At 69.8% G+C, this 14,949-nt stretch carries 13 protein-coding genes; 7 read left to right on the forward strand and 6 right to left on the reverse strand.

The window, feature by feature from the left end; genetic code table 11:
- Positions 1–361: 361 nt before the first annotated feature.
- From D457_RS0108380 to D457_RS0108400, 5 genes are all read left to right on the forward strand, one after another.
- Positions 362–1,345 carry a carbohydrate ABC transporter permease gene (locus D457_RS0108380; protein WP_017580203.1) on the forward strand — a complete coding sequence of 328 codons (984 nt, stop codon included), beginning with the start codon at positions 362–364 and terminating at the stop codon, positions 1,343–1,345.
- The gene (locus tag D457_RS0108385) at positions 1,335–2,210 is read left to right on the forward strand and encodes a carbohydrate ABC transporter permease (RefSeq protein WP_017580204.1); all 876 of its coding nucleotides are present in this window, start codon (positions 1,335–1,337) and stop codon (positions 2,208–2,210) included. The genes D457_RS0108380 and D457_RS0108385 overlap by 11 nt, the downstream gene beginning before the upstream one ends.
- Before the next feature lie 18 nt (positions 2,211–2,228).
- Entirely contained in the window at positions 2,229–3,551 is a 1,323-nt protein-coding gene (locus tag D457_RS0108390; RefSeq protein ID WP_017580205.1) for an ABC transporter substrate-binding protein, read from the forward strand.
- Between the two features lie 112 nt (positions 3,552–3,663).
- Entirely contained in the window at positions 3,664–4,986 is a 1,323-nt protein-coding gene (locus tag D457_RS0108395; RefSeq protein ID WP_017580206.1) for an ABC transporter substrate-binding protein, read from the forward strand.
- Positions 4,987–5,242: 256 nt separating this feature from the next.
- Positions 5,243–6,523: an aminotransferase class I/II-fold pyridoxal phosphate-dependent enzyme gene (locus D457_RS0108400; protein WP_017580207.1), complete on the forward strand. Its 1,281-nt coding sequence runs from the start codon at positions 5,243–5,245 to the stop codon at positions 6,521–6,523.
- A gap of 96 nt (positions 6,524–6,619) precedes the next feature.
- Here the strand turns inward: D457_RS0108400 and D457_RS0108405 are convergent, their stop codons facing one another.
- Together D457_RS0108405 and D457_RS0108410 are read right to left on the reverse strand one after the other, a co-directional pair.
- Entirely contained in the window at positions 6,620–8,125 is a 1,506-nt protein-coding gene (locus tag D457_RS0108405) for an aldehyde dehydrogenase (NADP(+)) (protein WP_017580208.1), read from the reverse strand.
- Positions 8,126–8,207: 82 nt separating this feature from the next.
- Positions 8,208–9,170: a 5-dehydro-4-deoxyglucarate dehydratase gene (locus D457_RS0108410; protein WP_017580209.1), complete on the reverse strand. Its 963-nt coding sequence runs from the start codon at positions 9,168–9,170 to the stop codon at positions 8,208–8,210.
- Positions 9,171–9,333: 163 nt separating this feature from the next.
- Between D457_RS0108410 and D457_RS0108415 the strand changes: the two genes are divergently transcribed.
- Positions 9,334–10,125 (forward strand): IclR family transcriptional regulator, encoded by a 792-nt coding sequence (locus tag D457_RS0108415; protein WP_017580210.1) that lies wholly within the window; start codon positions 9,334–9,336, stop codon positions 10,123–10,125.
- A gap of 14 nt (positions 10,126–10,139) precedes the next feature.
- On the opposite strand, the gene D457_RS0108420 is transcribed toward D457_RS0108415, so the two are convergent.
- Positions 10,140–10,784: a response regulator transcription factor gene (locus D457_RS0108420; RefSeq protein WP_017580211.1), complete on the reverse strand. Its 645-nt coding sequence runs from the start codon at positions 10,782–10,784 to the stop codon at positions 10,140–10,142.
- A 57-nt stretch (positions 10,785–10,841) separates the two neighbouring features.
- Complete coding sequence (locus D457_RS37695) at positions 10,842–11,303, reverse strand: sensor histidine kinase (protein WP_338043022.1); 462 nt, start codon at positions 11,301–11,303, stop codon at positions 10,842–10,844.
- A gap of 302 nt (positions 11,304–11,605) precedes the next feature.
- Between D457_RS37695 and D457_RS0108430 the strand changes: the two genes are divergently transcribed.
- On the forward strand, positions 11,606–11,974 hold the full coding sequence (locus D457_RS0108430) for a VOC family protein (protein ID WP_017580213.1): 369 nt from the start codon (positions 11,606–11,608) through the stop codon (positions 11,972–11,974).
- Between the two features lie 106 nt (positions 11,975–12,080).
- On the opposite strand, the gene D457_RS0108435 is transcribed toward D457_RS0108430, so the two are convergent.
- Positions 12,081–13,235 (reverse strand): baeRF2 domain-containing protein, encoded by a 1,155-nt coding sequence (locus D457_RS0108435; protein WP_026116460.1) that lies wholly within the window; start codon positions 13,233–13,235, stop codon positions 12,081–12,083.
- 177 nt (positions 13,236–13,412) lie between these two features.
- The gene (locus tag D457_RS0108440) at positions 13,413–14,780 is read right to left on the reverse strand and encodes an MFS transporter (protein ID WP_017580215.1); all 1,368 of its coding nucleotides are present in this window, start codon (positions 14,778–14,780) and stop codon (positions 13,413–13,415) included.
- Positions 14,781–14,949: the final 169 nt, after the last annotated feature.

Genomic DNA, 14,949 nt, shown 5'->3' on the forward strand with positions numbered 1-14,949 from the left:
GAAGGACGCCCTGCGTCACTCGCAGGCTGGGTGCCCAAAGTCGCCAATGTATAACTTTCAGTGACTTTTTCTGGCATCCCGCGATCCGAACGGAAGGTAACGATCTGGGGCACGCTCGGAGCTCGGGAGGAAACAGGGCGTTGACAGCCCCGTAACCCGGTGCTAGAAACTGAACATCCTAGTATCTGGATAGCGCTTACCAAGCCTCAGCCTGCGAAATCTGACCGTGTTCTCAGCCACAGGTGCACGGCGTGGGTCCCCACAGCGCGTTTTCCGACCAGATTGGCGGTCACCACATGAACCCCGGCCCCAGCGTGCGATGTGCGCGCGAGACCCCGGTGCGGAAGGGAGGTGGGTCGCCTTGACCGCTCTGCTCCACGGCAAGACCGAGGCCGGAACGGCCGACGATTCCGGCACCGGCGCCAAGCCGCCGCGAACCCGCCGCAAGGCCGCGGCCTCCCGAGGGGGGAACCGCAGGTACGAGAACCTCGCCGCGCTGGGGTTCCTCGGCCCGTGGTTCCTGGGCCTCGCCCTCATTACCGCGGGCCCCCTCATGGCCTCCCTCTACTTCTCCTTCACCGACTACAACCTCATCGGTGACCACCAGTGGGTGGGCCTGGAGAACTACGAGCGGATGGTGACCGACACGCGCCTGCATAGCGCCCTGAAGGTCACCTTCGTGTACGTGTTCGTCTCCGTGCCCCTCCAGCTCGCCATGGCGCTGGCCCTGGCGATGGTCCTGGACCGGGGCCTGCGGGGACTGGCTCTGTACCGCTCGGTCTACTACCTGCCCTCGCTGCTGGGCGGCAGCGTCGCGGTGGCCATCCTGTGGCGCCAGGTCTTCGGCGCCAACGGCCTGATCAACCAGGTCCTGGCCTTCTTCGGTATCCAGGGCGAGGGGTGGGTGTCCCACCCCGACTACGCGCTGGGCACCCTGGTGATCCTCAACGTGTGGACCTTCGGTGCGCCGATGGTCATCTTCCTGGCCGGGCTTCGGCAGATCCCGGCCATGTACTACGAGGCGGCGGCCGTCGACGGGGCCAGCCCCCTGCGGCGCTTCTGGCACATCACGATCCCCATGCTGACGCCGATCATCTTCTTCAACCTCGTGCTGCAGATCATCAACGCCTTCCAGACCTTCACCCAGGCGTTCATCGTCAGCGGCGGCACCGGAGGCCCCTCGGACTCCACCCTCTTCTACACCCTCTACCTGTACCAACGCGGTTTCGGTGCCTTCGACATGGGCTACGCCTCCGCGATGGCCTGGCTGCTCCTGATGATCATCGGGGGGTTCACCGCGGTGAACTTCCTCGCCTCCAAGTTCTGGGTCTTCTATGGCGACTAAGACCGCGGCCCCCGCGCCCAAGCAACAGCGCACCAGGGCCGAACGTACACGGCGACTGCTCATCCACCTGGGGTTGATCGGCTTCGGCCTGATCATGCTCTACCCGCTGCTGTGGATGCTCTCCAGCTCCTTCAAGCCCACGGCCGAGATCTTCCGGGAACCCGGGCTGATCCCCTGGAGCTTCACCCCCGAGAACTACACGGAGGGGTGGAACGCGCTGCAGTACCCGTTCCACCGCTACCTGTTGAACTCGGCGATCGTGGTCGGCGGGGCCATCGTCGGCAACCTCATCGGGTGCTCGATGGCCGCCTACGCCTTCGCCCGGTTGGAGTTCCGCGGCAAACGGCTGTTCTTCGCGATCATGCTCGCCACGATCATGCTGCCCATCCACGTGGTGATCGTGCCGCAGTACATCCTGTTCGCGCAGCTGGACTGGATCAACACCTTCTACCCGTTGATCGTGCCCAAGCTCCTAGCCACGGACGCCTTCTTCATCTTCCTGATGGTGCAGTTCATCCGAGGACTCCCCCGCGACCTGGACGAGGCCGCGCGCATCGACGGGTGCGGGCACGTGCGGATCTTCTGCCAGATCATTCTGCCGCTGTCCATGCCGGCCCTGGCCACCACGGCGATCTTCACCTTCATCTGGACCTGGAACGACTTCTTCAGCCAGCTGATCTTCCTGACCAGCCCGGACATGTACACGGTGCCGGTGGCCCTGAGGACCTTCGTCGACTCCAGCTCTCAAACCTCATGGGGACCGCTCTTCGCCATGTCCGTCGTGGCGCTGGGGCCTGTGTTCGGTTTCTTCCTGGCTGGTCAGCGCTACCTGGTCAAGGGCATCGCGACCACCGGCATCAAGTAGAGGAAAGGAAGTCCACCCATGAACTCCCCGCCCGGCGGCGCTCCCTCCCCGCGCCGACGCCGCCCACTGCTCACCACGACCGCCGCGGCCTTCGCCCTGGTCATGGCCGCCACCGCCTGCGGCGGCTCGGACTCCGACGACGGTGTCGTGGAGCTGCGCTTCTCCTGGTGGGGATCGGATGCCCGGCACGCCGCCCTCCAGGAAGCCATCGACCTCTTCGAGGACCAGAACCCCGACATCCGGATCGTCGGGGACTACACCGACTGGGCCTCCTACTGGGACCGGCTGGCCACCAGCACCGCCGCCAACGACGCCCCGGACGTCATCATGCAGGACGAGAGCTACCTGCGTGAGTACGGACAGCGCGGCGTCCTGGCCGACCTCAGCGAGTTCAACGGCGTCCTGGACCTGTCCGGAATCGACCCCAACGTGGCAGAGAACGGCGACCTGGACGGGCAGACCTTCGGGATCGCCACCGGCGTGAACGTCTCCGCGATCCTGGCCGACCCCCAGGCGTTCGAGGAGGCGGGCGTGGAGATGCCCGACGACACGACCTGGACCTGGGACGACTACATCGAGACGTCGGTGGAGATCAGCGAGGCCACTGGCGGGGAGATCGTCGGAACCCAGGGCATGACCAACGAGAACGCCTTCCACGTCTTCACCCGCCAGCACGGCGAGAACCTCTACGACCAGGAAGGAAACCTGGCGTTCTCCGCCCAGACCCTGGCCGACTGGTACGCCATCACCGAACGGCTCCTGGAGGACGGCGGCCAGCCCAGCGCGGCCGAAGGTGTGGAGATCGCGGCCGGCGGCCCCGATCAATCCGTGCTGGCCACCAACACCGGTGCCACGGCGTACTTCTGGACCAACCAGCTCGGTGCGGTCACCGAGGCCGCCGGCCGCGACATCGAACTGCTGCGCTTTCCCGGCGAGACCGAGCACCAGCGGCCCGGCATGTACTTCAAGCCCGCGATGTACTACTCGGTCTCCGCGGGGTCGGACCACCCGGAAGAGGCCGCGCGCTTCGTCGACTTCATGCTCAACAGCACGGAGGCGGCTCAGGTGGTCCTGTCCGACCTGGGGTTGCCCGCCAACCTGGAGGTGCGCGAGGCCATCACCGGCGATCTGCCTCCGGCGGACGAACGCGGGGCGGCCTTCCTGGCCGAGGTCGAGGACGAGATCGTCGACGGCAACCCGCCCCCTCCGATCGGATCGGGCGAGATCGTCACCATCAACGAGCGCGTCTACCAGGAACTGTCCTTCGGCAACCTCACCGCCGAACAGGCCGCCGAGCAGTTCATCGAAGAACTGGAGGCCGCGATCGGTAACGGCTCCTGAACCGTCGCGCCCCCTTTTGAATCGTTACAACGACCTTGGGGCTCCGGCGTCCCCGCCCTGGCCAGAGCCCTCGAATTCATCCGTATCACCCAGCAGAGAGGCACATCCCCCCATGAACCATCACTCCGGCAGGGCGCTCGCACGGCGCCCACGCCGCCCACTGCTCACCACGACCGCTGCGGCCTTCGCCCTGGTCATGGCCGCCACCGCCTGCGGTAGTTCGGACTCCGACGACGGTGTCATGGAGCTGCGTTTCTCCTGGTGGGGCGCGGACGACCGCCACGCCACGATGCAGGAGGCCATCGACGTCTTCGAGGACCAGAACCCCGACATCCGGATCGTCGGGGACTACACCGACTGGGGATCGTACTGGGACCGGCTGGCCACCAGCACCGCCGCCAACGACGCCCCGGACATCCTCATGCAGGAGGAGCGGTACCTGCGCGAGTACGGACAGCGCGGAGCCCTGGCCGACCTCAGTGAGTTCGGTGAGCACCTCGACCTGTCCGCCATCGACCCCCTGGTGGCCGAGACCGGTGAGCTGGAGGGGCAGACCTTCGGTATCCCCACCGGTGTGAACGCCTACGCGGTCCTGGCCGACCCGCAGGCGTTCGAGGAGGCGGGCGTGGAGATGCCCGACGACACGACCTGGACCTGGGACGACTACGTCGAGATCGCGAACGAGATCTCCCAGGCCACCGACGGAGAGATCGTCGGTGTGCAGAGCATGGCCTACAACGAGTCGGGCTTCCAGATCTTCGCCCGTCAGCACGGGGAGAACCTCTACGCCGAGGACGGCACCCTGGCCTTCTCCGAGGAGACCCTGGCCTCCTGGTTCCAGATCACCAGCGACCTGTTGGACGGGGGCGGACAACCCAGCGCCTCGGAGAGCGTGGAGATCGAGGCCGGCGGCCCCGACCAGTCGGTGCTGTCCACCAACCAGGGAGCGATGGCACACTTCTGGACCAACCAGCTGGGCGGGATCAGCGGGTCCGCCGGGCGTGACATCGAGCTGCTGCGCTACCCGGGCGAGACCGAGCACGAGCGCACCGGGATGTACCTCAAGCCCGCGATGTTCTACGCGGTCTCCGCCGGTTCGGAGCACCCGCAGGAGGCGGCCAGGTTCGTGGACTTCATGCTCAACAGCGAGGAAGCCGCCGAGCTGACCCTGTCGGACCTGGGGCTTCCGGCCAACGTGGACATGCGCGAGCACATCCTGGGAGACCTTCCGCCCGCGGACGAGCGCAGCGCGGCGTTCCTGGAGGAGATCACCGGAGACATCATCGACGGCAACCCGCCGCCGCCGATCGGTGCCGGCGAGGTCGTGGAGATCACCAAGCGGACCTCTGACGAGCTCGGCTTCGGCAACCTGACCCCCGAGGAGGCCGCGGCGCAGTTCATCAGCGAGGTCGGCCAGGCCACCGGAAGTTCCTGAACCGCGGGGTGCGACGGTTGGGAGCGCTCCTGACCCCTGACCAGGGGATGAGAACGCTCACAACCCCGCGGCCAACTGGTCAGCGGACACAGTGAAGCACATCAGGGTCGGGGGCTCGCCGAGGCGGGCCCCCGACCTCGTTCTCGCCTCCGGCTCCCGGTCTGGGACAATCCGAACGCGAAAGCGCGCAGGTCCCCGCGTACCCGGCCCCACAGCCAGCGGCGCGGCGGGGACGTCCCATCGGAAGGAAGAACCCGTGACCACCCCTAGCAACGCAGAGACACCGGCCGAGATCCTGGCGGCGGCGCGACGCGACCACGCCGCCCTGGTCGAGCGCGGACTCTCCCTGAACCTGACCCGGGGCAAGCCCTCCGCGCGCCAGCTCGACCTGTCCGCCGACCTGCTCAGCCTGCCCGGTGACCGCCACGCCGCGGCCGACGGCACGGACTGCCGCAACTACGCGGGCGCGCCCCAGGGTCTCCTGGAACTGCGGGAGATCTTCGCCGACCTCCTCCAGGTCCCGGTCGAGCAGCTGATCGCGGCGGGCAACGCCAGCCTGGAGCTCATGCACGACTGCCTGGCCAACGCCTTCCTGGGCACCCTGCCCGGGTCGGACGGCCGCTGGGTCGACGCCGAGCGCGTGGCCTTCCTGTGCCCGGCCCCCGGCTACGACCGGCACTTCACGCTGTGCGAGCGCTTCGGCATCGAGATGATCCCCGTGCCGATGACCGACCAGGGCCCCGACATGGACGTGGTCGAGCGCCTGGTGGGCTCCGACGCGGGCATCAAGGGCATCTGGTGCGTGCCCAAGTACAGCAACCCCGACGGCGTCAGCTACTCCGACGAGACCGTCCAGCGCCTGGCCGCCATGGAGACCGCAGCCCCGGACTTCCGGATCTTCTGGGACAACGCCTACGCGGTGCACCACCTGACCGACGAGGAGGTGGAGATCGCCGACCTCCTGGCGGCCTGCGCCGAGAGCGGCAACACCGACCGCGCCTTCGTCTTCGGTTCGACCTCCAAGGTGACCTTCGCCGGTGCGGGCGTGGCCTTCCTGGGCTCCTCTCCCGCCAACGTGCGCTGGTACCTGGAGCGCGCCGGGGCCCGCTCCATCGGCCCGGACAAGATCAACCAGCTGCGCCACGCGCTCTTCCTCAAGGACGCCGAGGGCGTGCGCGCTCACATGCGCGGCCACCGCGAGCTGCTCCAGCCCAAGTTCGAGGCGGTGGAGCGCATCCTCGGCAAGCAGCTGGCGGGCACGGGCCTGGCGACCTGGTCCACCCCCAAGGGCGGCTACTTCGTGCGCCTGGACGTCCTGGACGGCTGCGCCCGTGAGGTGGTGCGCCGGGCGGCCGAGGCCGGGATCGCGCTCACCCCCGCCGGTGCCACCCACCCCTACGGTGAGGACCCCCAGGACCGCACCATCCGCATCGCGCCCTCCTTCCCCGAGCTGGACGCTCTGGAGGAGGCCATCGAGGGCCTGGCCGTGTGCGTGCGGCTGGTCGGCGCCGAGAAGCTCGTCGCCGACCAGGGCTAGGGTCGCCAAGCGGTAAACCCTGGTTCTCCGCGTCACCGCGAGGCGCCCCCGTCCGAGCTGGACGGGGGCGCCTCGCGTATGCGGTGTCCGTGACGGCTACGTGTTCTCCTGGCGGGGGACCGGGTTGACGGGCTGGTCACGCAACTCGTCGGGCAGGACCTCCTGGGGCGCGTTCTGCCAGGCCATCGGGCGCAGGAAGCGGCGGATCGCGGTGGTGCCCACCGAGGTGTGCAGGGCGTTGGTGGTGGACGGCCAGGGGCCGCCGTGCTGCATCGCGGCGGTGACCGCGACCCCCGTGGGGTAGCCGTCGTGCACGATCCGCCCGGTGCGGTGCGCAAGCTCGCTCTGGAGCTCGGCGCGCAGGTCCAGTTCGTCGGGCTCGGCGAACACCGACGCCGCCAGGGACGGGGGCAGATCCCGCAGCACCGACCCCAGCTGCTCGGGTCCGTCGTAGAACACCACCAGGGTGACCGGGCCGAAGCACTCCTCCACAGCGGCCGGGCCCAGTTCGCCGGCCTCGACGGACAGCAGCCGGACCGGAGCCGCCCAACCGCCCTTGGCCGCGATCCCCTCCGCCACCAGGCGGGCGCCGGGCACGGTCTCCTCCCGCCGCTCCCCCGAATCTCGCTCGTAGGCGTCGCGCACCCCCTCGGTCAGCAGGACCGGAGCCTCGGCCCCGGTGACCAGTTCGGCCATGCCGTCCACGAGCGCGCGGCCTTCGGAATTGCCGGGCACCAGGACCACACCGGGCTTGGTGCAGAACTGCCCGCCGCCCAGGGTGAAGGAGCCCACGAGCCCCTGCGCGATCTCCGCGCCCCGGTTACGGGCCGCGCCCGGGGTGACCACCAGCGGGTTGAGGCTTCCCAGCTCCCCGTAGAAGGGGATCGGGTCCGGGCGGTTACTGGCCAGGTCGAACAGCGCGCGCCCGCCCCGGGTGGAGCCGGTGAAGGCGGCGGCGCGGATCTCGGGGTGGCGCACCAGGGCGGCTCCGGCGTCCACGCCGTGCACCAGGCTGAGCGTGCCCTCGGGCGCACCCGCCGCGCGTGCGGCGTTGGAGAGCACCTCGAAGGCCCGCACCGAGGTGGCGGGGTGGGCGGGGTGGGCCTTGACCACCACCGGGCAGCCCGCGGCGAGAGCGGAGGCGGTGTCGCCGCCGGGGACGGAGAAGGCCAGCGGGAAGTTGCTGGCGCCGAACACCGCCACCGGGCCCAGCGGGACCAGCATGCGGCGCAGGTCGGGTCGGGGACCGGCCGGGGTGTCGGCGGGCCGGTCCACCACGGCCTCCAGGTAGCCGCCCTCCTGGACCGCGTCCGCGAACAGGTTGAACTGGTGGACGGTGCGGTTGAGCTCGTTGTTCAGGCGTGCGGTGCCCAGGGCGCTCTCCCGGTCGGCCAGGGCGACCAGCTCCGCGCGGTCCTCCTCCAAGGCACGTCCCAGAGCACGGAGGAGGTTGGCGCGGGCGAGCCGGTCCAGGTCGGCGAGGGGGCGGGCGGCCTCGGCGGCGGCGGTGCACGCGGCATCGACCCCCTCCGGCCCGGTCTCGGTGGCGACCGTGGCCACGGCGGCCCCGGTGCGCGGGTCGGTACTGACGACGTCGGTCATGGCGGTGTGTCTCCTGAGCGGTTGGGGGTGCTGTGCTGTGTGGCCGTATGGGGCGGGCCAGGTCAGAGCAGGGTGGGTCGGTTCAGCGCACCAGGTCGAGCCCCTTGGCGATGAGTTCGTTGGCCTCGGTCAGGTGCTCGGGGGCGGGCTGGGCCAAGGGCGGGCGCACCGGGCCCACCTCGTAGCCGAGTTCGTCGGCCCGGGCCTGGGTGGCGGCCTTGACTAGGGAGACCGCGTAGCCGACCCCGCGGTCGCGCAGCTGCACCCAGGGCACGAAGAACTCGTTGAGCAGGCGGTCCACCAGGGTGTCGTCACCGCGGCCGAGGGCGGAGTGGAAGGTGTGGGAGATCTCCGGGGCCACCGCGTGGATCGCGGAGGAGTAGGCCTCGACGCCGATCGCGGAGTAGGAGCGCGCCTGGAGCTCGGCGGTGGGAACACCGTTGAAGAAGAGGAACCCGGCGGGGGCGGCCAGGACCAGGCGCTGCATCTGGTCCAGGTCGGCGTGTCCGTCCTTGACGCCGACCAGGTTGGGGATGGCGGAGAGTTCGGTGAGGCTCTCGGGGGTGAAGGAGACCTGGGATCGCTGGTAGGCGATGACCGGCAGTCGGGTGGCCGCGCACACGCGGCGGGTGTGTTCGACCAGACCGGACTGGGGGCCGTTGACCAGGTACGGGGGCAGCAGCAGGATCGCGTCCGCTCCGGCCTGTTCGGCCGCACGGACGGAGGCCGAGGCGAGTGCGGTGCCGTGGCCCGCACCGGCCACGACCGGGACCCTGCCGTCGGCCACCCGGACGGCGACGGCGACCAGGGCTTCGAGTTCGTCCAGGTCCAGGGAGAAGTACTCGCCGGTGCCGCAGGCGACGAAGAGTGCTCCGGGGGAGGCGGCCAGCTGGTGCTCCAGGTGGGCCTCGAAGGCCTTCAGGTCCACCGCCCCGTCCTGGTCGAAGGGGGTCAGGGGGAAGGCGAGGACCGAGCGGTCCATGCCCTGGGCCAGGCGGTCGACCGTCGCGGTGATGTCTGCGGGGCGTTCGATGGGGGGCCTCATGTTGTCTCCCTATGTAGACAGGATTCTCATATACAAACAGAGGCTACGATCGTGGTGGGCGGGCGTCAACACCCGAACGGAAAACACCCGGGTGGACGCGGCTAGAATCCGGCCCACGACGGGGCGACAGACGGAAGGCGCGGGTACCAGCGTGGGAACAGGCGTGAACGGCGAGAAGGAGGGGGTGCGCGAGGTCAAGTCGGCCGCCCGCACCGTGGAGCTGCTCGAACTGCTGAGCGGGATGGGCCAGGCCGCTTCGCTCCGGGTCCTGTCCGAGCGCATGGGCGTGCCGCGCAGCAGTCTGTACGCGTTGCTCCAGACCCTGGTCCAGCGCGGCTGGGTACGCACCGACGCCACCGGAACCCTCTACACACTGGGCATCCGCGCACTGCTGACCGGTACCGGCTACATCGACGCCGACACCCGCACCGCCCAGGTGCGCCCCCACCTGGACGCACTCTCCGAACGCACCGGGGAGACCCTGCACTTCGCCCGCCTGGACGGCGCCGACGTGGTCTACCTCGCCACTCGCGAGTCCCGGCACTACCTGCGCCCGCACAGCAGGGTGGGCAGGCACCTGCCCGCGCACGCCACCGCCCTGGGCAAGGCCCTGCTGGCCGAGCGCACCGACGCGCAGGCGGACGCCCTGTTGCCCGCCGAGCTGGTGGCCCTGACCGACCGCACCGTCACCGACCGCGGGGAGCTCCTCGCCGAACTGTCCGCGGTCCGTGATCGGGGTTATGCCACCGACGACGGCGAGAACGTCGAGGGCGTGCGCTGCCTGGCCGTGTCACTGCGCTACGACCGGCCCGCCACCGACGCCCTGAGCTGCTCCATCCCCGTGTCCCGCTACAGCGACGCGCTGGCCGAGGAGACCCTGGCCGCCCTGCGCGAGACCCGGAGCCTGCTGGAGCAGAACGTGGTCACCGACGCCTTCACCCGCGCCGCCACCTGACCGGGCCGGGAATCTCAGGAACCCAGGAAGCGCAGCACCGCCAGCACCCGGCGGCTGTATTCGGGGGTGCGGGCCAGGTCCAGTTTGTCGAAGATGGCGTTGATGTGCTTCTCGACCGCGCTCAGGGACACGAAGAGCCGCTCGGCGATGGCCGTGTTACTCAGCCCCTGCGCCATGTTCTCCAGCACGTCGCGCTCACGCGGGGTCAGTCGGGCGAGCGGATCGGTCCGGGTGGTCCGGGCGAGCAGTTGGCGGACCACCTCCGGGTCGAAGGCCGCTCCCCCGGCCGCCATCCGGTCCAGGGCGTCCAGGAACTCGCCCACCTGCGCCACCCGGTCCTTGAGCAGGTAGCCCACCTGCTCCGGGACGCCGGTGAGCAGCTCGGCCGCGTACCGCTGTTCCACGTACTGCGAGAGCACCAGGACCGCCACCTCCGGCCGCTCGGCACGGATGCGCAGCGCCGCGCGCAGGCCCTCGTCGGTGTGGGTGGGCGGCATCCGCACGTCCACCACCGCCGCGTCGGGCTCGTGCTCGGCGACCGCGGTCAGCAGGCCCTCGCCGTCCCCGGCCGCCGCCACAACCTCGTGCCCCTCCTCCTCCAACAGCCGGATTAGGCCCTCCCTGAGCAGGACCGAGTCGTCGGCGATCACCAGGCGCATGCGGGCTCCGTATCCGTGGAGTTCGAGAAGAGTGGCAGGCGAGAAAGAGGGGGGCGATTATCGGTCAAGCGGGAGCACGGCGCGCACGGTCGTGGGTCCCCGGGGCGGGCTGTGCACCTCCAGGGTGCCGTCCAGCGCCTGGACCCGCCGGGCCAGCCCGGTCAGGCCACTGCCCCCGAGGTCGGCCCCGCCCCGGCCATCGTCGGAGACGGTCAGCCACACCCGGGTGTCCTGGACCCGCAGATCCACGATCACCTCGCAGGCCCCGGAGTGCTTGGCGGCGTTGGTCATCGCCTCGCGCGCCACGAAGTACACGGCGGTGGCCATCTCCTGCGGCAGGGGTTCGGGCAGATCGAAGCGGACCCTGACCGACAGGACCAGGACCGAGGCCACCGTCCACACCAGGGTCAGCGCGCTGACGTGCAGCCCCACCCACAGGCCGAGAAACTCACGGCCGCGCCGCCCCACGTGCGCCAGGGTCCGACTCCCTCGGAGCCGTACCTCGCTTCCTTTGGCCACGGTCCTCTCCCCTGCCTGCCGCTCCGGTGTCCCGGTGCTCATGCGCGCCCCCGTCTTCTTACCGGAAGGGACCGCCGCCCCTGTCGGCGCCCACCTGCTCAGCTGGTTCACCCGGCTCACCGCGGTCTGCACGCGCTGGCGCAGCTACGGAACCAGCGGGTGCGAAAGGGCGCGGTCGTCGAATCCGGGAGCCCGGTCATCACGGGTCGGTCCACCGAAGCAGGGCTGGCTGGAGGGGCAGCCTGGGGCCGCTGCGGCTCGTCGTCCGCGTTCTGTCGTCCCCCTCGGGGACAATGCCCGGCATGAGCGATGCAGCGCAGCACACACACCACACCATCGACTACGTCGAGCTCTCGGTCACCGACCTGGAGGAGGCCAAGAGGTTCTACACCGAGGCCTTCGGGTGGCGGTTCAACGACTACGGGCCCATGTACGCGGGGATCCGTTCGCCCGACGGCGAGTCCGAGGTGGGCGGACTCAACCCGAACGGTGAGGTCCGCGGCGGCGGGCCCCTCGTCCTGCTCTTCTCTGAGGACCTGGACCGCACGGTCGAGGCGGTGGCGGGCGCTGGCGGCCGGATCCTGAAGGCCCCCTACTCCTTCCCCGGCGGGCGGCGCTTCCACTTCGCCGACCCTAGTGGGAACGAACTGGGCGTGTACGCCAACGCCTAGATGTACTGCCCTGAGAGGTAGTGCACGCAAAGGTGCCCCGCTCCCCCACGGATGGGAGCGGAGCACCGGCTCATACACCTACCCGGGCGCTACCGCCCGGATTCCACTACTTGGGAAAGCGCAGCGTGGCACCGGCGTCGGTGGTGTTGCTGTCGGCGTCCGGGTCCACGCTCTGCTCGGTCTGGGGCAGCTCCGTGAAACCGGCGTCCGACATCACGGCGGCCCGCAGCATCAGAGCGCTGGCAGGAGCCTTGAATCCGGCGTCCGGGTCGTCCAACCCCTTGGGCGAGGTGTCCACCAGAACCGGTGAGTAGTACGAACCCCACAGCTCGGGCTCGTTCACGCGGTCGGCGCCCAGCAGGAGCGTGTCCACCCGGGCCTCGGACAGCATCGGCAGGATGGAGGTAGTGCCCTTCACCGCCTGGTCGTGGGCGAGTTTGCGCTGGTAGTCGGAGAAGACCTGGTCGCGCTCCTCCCGGATCATCTCCTGCAGGCACTCCTCGGCGCTCTCGTGCAGGCGTTCCTCGGCATCGAGTCCGCCGCGACCGCCCGCGACCACCTTGATCGGGATGGTGAGCTGGCGCGGGCCGAGGTTGTCGCGTAGGTAAGCGATGGCCTCGTCGTCACCGCCGACGATGATCGCTGCGGCGTCGACCTTGCGCACCGCCTCCCGGACCAGTTCCGCGACCTGGATCGCGTTCTCCCGCCAGATGTCCTGTGCGATTCCGGTGTCGGCGCGGCGCCCCCCGGCGTCGCCGCGCTGACCGGGGTAGATGCGGCTCAAGCCGTCGATGTTGTGCATGTCCTCACCCTCGTTGGCCCTCTCCAGGACCGGCTTTCGGGTGGGGTGGCCGGGGTAGGCGAACACCTTGGCGTTGACTCGGTCCAAGGCCACGAGCACGTAGGGAAGGCGGCGGCCGCGGTCGATGGCCAGAGGGAGTGTGTCCGGGACCGGCAGGAATGAGGCCCGGTCCTGCGAGGGCGGCTCAGCCAGGGTGTGTGCTCCGAGGAGCTGTCCGTCCGAGGCGTAGAGAGCCTGGCCGTGGTGACCGAAGGCGCGGGAGTTGCCCTCGCCCACGGCCTCCTCCAGGACGTCCAGGGTGGCCTCGTCGGTCCCGAGCGCGGCCAGCTCCTCGCGCAGGTGCCGCCAGCGCAGTTCGATCTTCTTGTCGGCGTCCGTGGTGTCGCGGGTGGTGTCCAGGTGCACCGATGCCACCGGGCCGTCACTTTCGTACAGAGGTCGCAGAAAACCAAGGTCCATAGTCTGCGGGGCGCGTGTACCCCCGCCCCGCCCACCTCCTTCTCGGGGTCGGCCTGCGGGCCATCTTGAGGGGCCATCGTGCGCATGGGAAGGGCGCCACGTCGAACCAGACACGGATGTTGCCCGAAGATTTCCAGGTTTTTCCCGATCACCCGTTTTTCGCGGGCGGGGCCGGGGTCAGTCTTGCCGGGATGCGGACCCTTGGCTGTTCTCCGCCCCCGGCCCGGGCGTGGACTCGGGTTCGGCATCGGCCAGCGCCTGGTCGATCACCCTCGGGGTGAGTACCAGGGCGGGGGCTGCGGCCAGGGCCAGGCCGATCAGCCCCGCGGCGATGAAGGGGGAGGCCAGCGCCCACTCGCGCCCCAGCGGCCCCTCCAGGACGGCGGCCAGGGCTCCGCCCAGGCCCATACCCACGGACAGCAGCCCCCAAGACAGCGTTCGGTGGGCGCTGAAGGCCCGGGAACGCAGCCGGTCGGGGGTCAGTCGCTGGAACAGTGAGATCAGGGTGATGTTCCACCACGTGATGATGAATCCGTTGATGAAGTAGCAGACCACGAACGCCGGGATGCTGTGCAACAGTCCCACGACAAGCGCGTTCGAGCCCAGCACCGCCAGGATCACGCCCATGGCGGTGGAGGGGTGCACCCGTCCGGAGAAGGAGGGCACCACCAGTGCTCCCAGGACCGCGCCCGCCGCGGTGACAGTCATCAGCAGCCCGTACCCCTGCGGTCCCACCCCCAGTACGTCCTGGGCGAAGAGCACCAGTACCGCCCCCATGAACGCCGCGGCCATGTTGGACAGCCCGGACACGATCGCCATCGGGCGCATCACCGGATGCCGCCACAGCCACGCCAGTCCCTCACGCAGCATGGTCAGGATCGGCGGGTGTGGTTCCCCGTCCGTCTCCGGGCGGAAGTTTCCGCGCATGGTGAGCAGGCAGACCACCGCCAGCAGGATGAGCGCGGCCTGCGCGCCGAACGCCCACGCGGTGGACACAGCCAGCAGAGCCCCGGCCAGCGGGGCGCCCAGGAAGCTGTTGAGCACCCGTTCCACGGCCTGCAGGTGGCCGTTGGCCCGTTCCAACTGCGAACGCGACACCACGCTGGGCACCACCGACTGCGCGGTGTTGTCGAAGAACACCTCACAGGCCCCCACCAGCAGGGCCACCGCGATCAGCAACGGGATCGACCCTGCGCCCAGGACGATCACCACGGTCAGCGCCGCCAGCAGCAGCGCCTTGGCTCCCCCGGCGACCACCATCAGACGCCTCCGGTCGACCCGGTCCCCCACCACCCCCGCGAGCAGGGCGAACAACAGCCACGGCAGGCGGGTGGCCGCGCCGACCATCGCCACCAGGAAGGGATCGTCGGTCAGGGTGGTGGCGTACCAGGGCAGCGCCACCACCGCGATCCCGTCGCCCAGATTGCCCAGCCCCACCGCCCCCAGCAACCTGTGGAACTGCGCTCCGAGGGGTTCGCGGCGGGAGCGTCCGGTCTCGCCGGGCTCGGATGGTGGCGTGCCCTGGGGTGCTGAGCTCTGCGACATGGGGCCTTCCAGACAGGGGGTGGTGACCTCAGGCTGGCACGCTAGTACGAGGCAGTGACAGACGGTTATTCCCCAGGCAGAAACACGTTCCGCGCGGGGCCGCCGACCTGACCGAAGACGCACGTCAACTATCGGGTCGGGGCGGGGCCCCATCCCTAATTTGGGGGGT

Source organism: Nocardiopsis valliformis DSM 45023, from assembly GCF_000340985.1.
Taxonomy (GTDB): domain Bacteria; phylum Actinomycetota; class Actinomycetes; order Streptosporangiales; family Streptosporangiaceae; genus Nocardiopsis; species Nocardiopsis exhalans.

Bases quoted from the DNA above. Each gene is read 5' to 3' on its own strand.
- D457_RS0108430 (WP_017580213.1), top strand. From the start codon at position 11,606: ATGAGCGATGCAGCGCAGCACACACACCACACCATCGACTACGTCGAG.
- D457_RS0108440 (WP_017580215.1), bottom strand. From the start codon at position 14,780: ATGTCGCAGAGCTCAGCACCCCAGGGCACGCCACCATCCGAGCCCGGC.
- D457_RS0108390 (WP_017580205.1), top strand. From the start codon at position 2,229: ATGAACTCCCCGCCCGGCGGCGCTCCCTCCCCGCGCCGACGCCGCCCA.
- D457_RS0108395 (WP_017580206.1), top strand. From the start codon at position 3,664: ATGAACCATCACTCCGGCAGGGCGCTCGCACGGCGCCCACGCCGCCCA.
- D457_RS0108435 (WP_026116460.1), bottom strand. From the start codon at position 13,235: ATGGACCTTGGTTTTCTGCGACCTCTGTACGAAAGTGACGGCCCGGTG.
- D457_RS0108385 (WP_017580204.1), top strand. From the start codon at position 1,335: ATGGCGACTAAGACCGCGGCCCCCGCGCCCAAGCAACAGCGCACCAGG.
- D457_RS0108420 (WP_017580211.1), bottom strand. From the start codon at position 10,784: ATGCGCCTGGTGATCGCCGACGACTCGGTCCTGCTCAGGGAGGGCCTA.
- D457_RS0108410 (WP_017580209.1), bottom strand. From the start codon at position 9,170: ATGAGGCCCCCCATCGAACGCCCCGCAGACATCACCGCGACGGTCGAC.
- D457_RS0108405 (WP_017580208.1), bottom strand. From the start codon at position 8,125: ATGACCGACGTCGTCAGTACCGACCCGCGCACCGGGGCCGCCGTGGCC.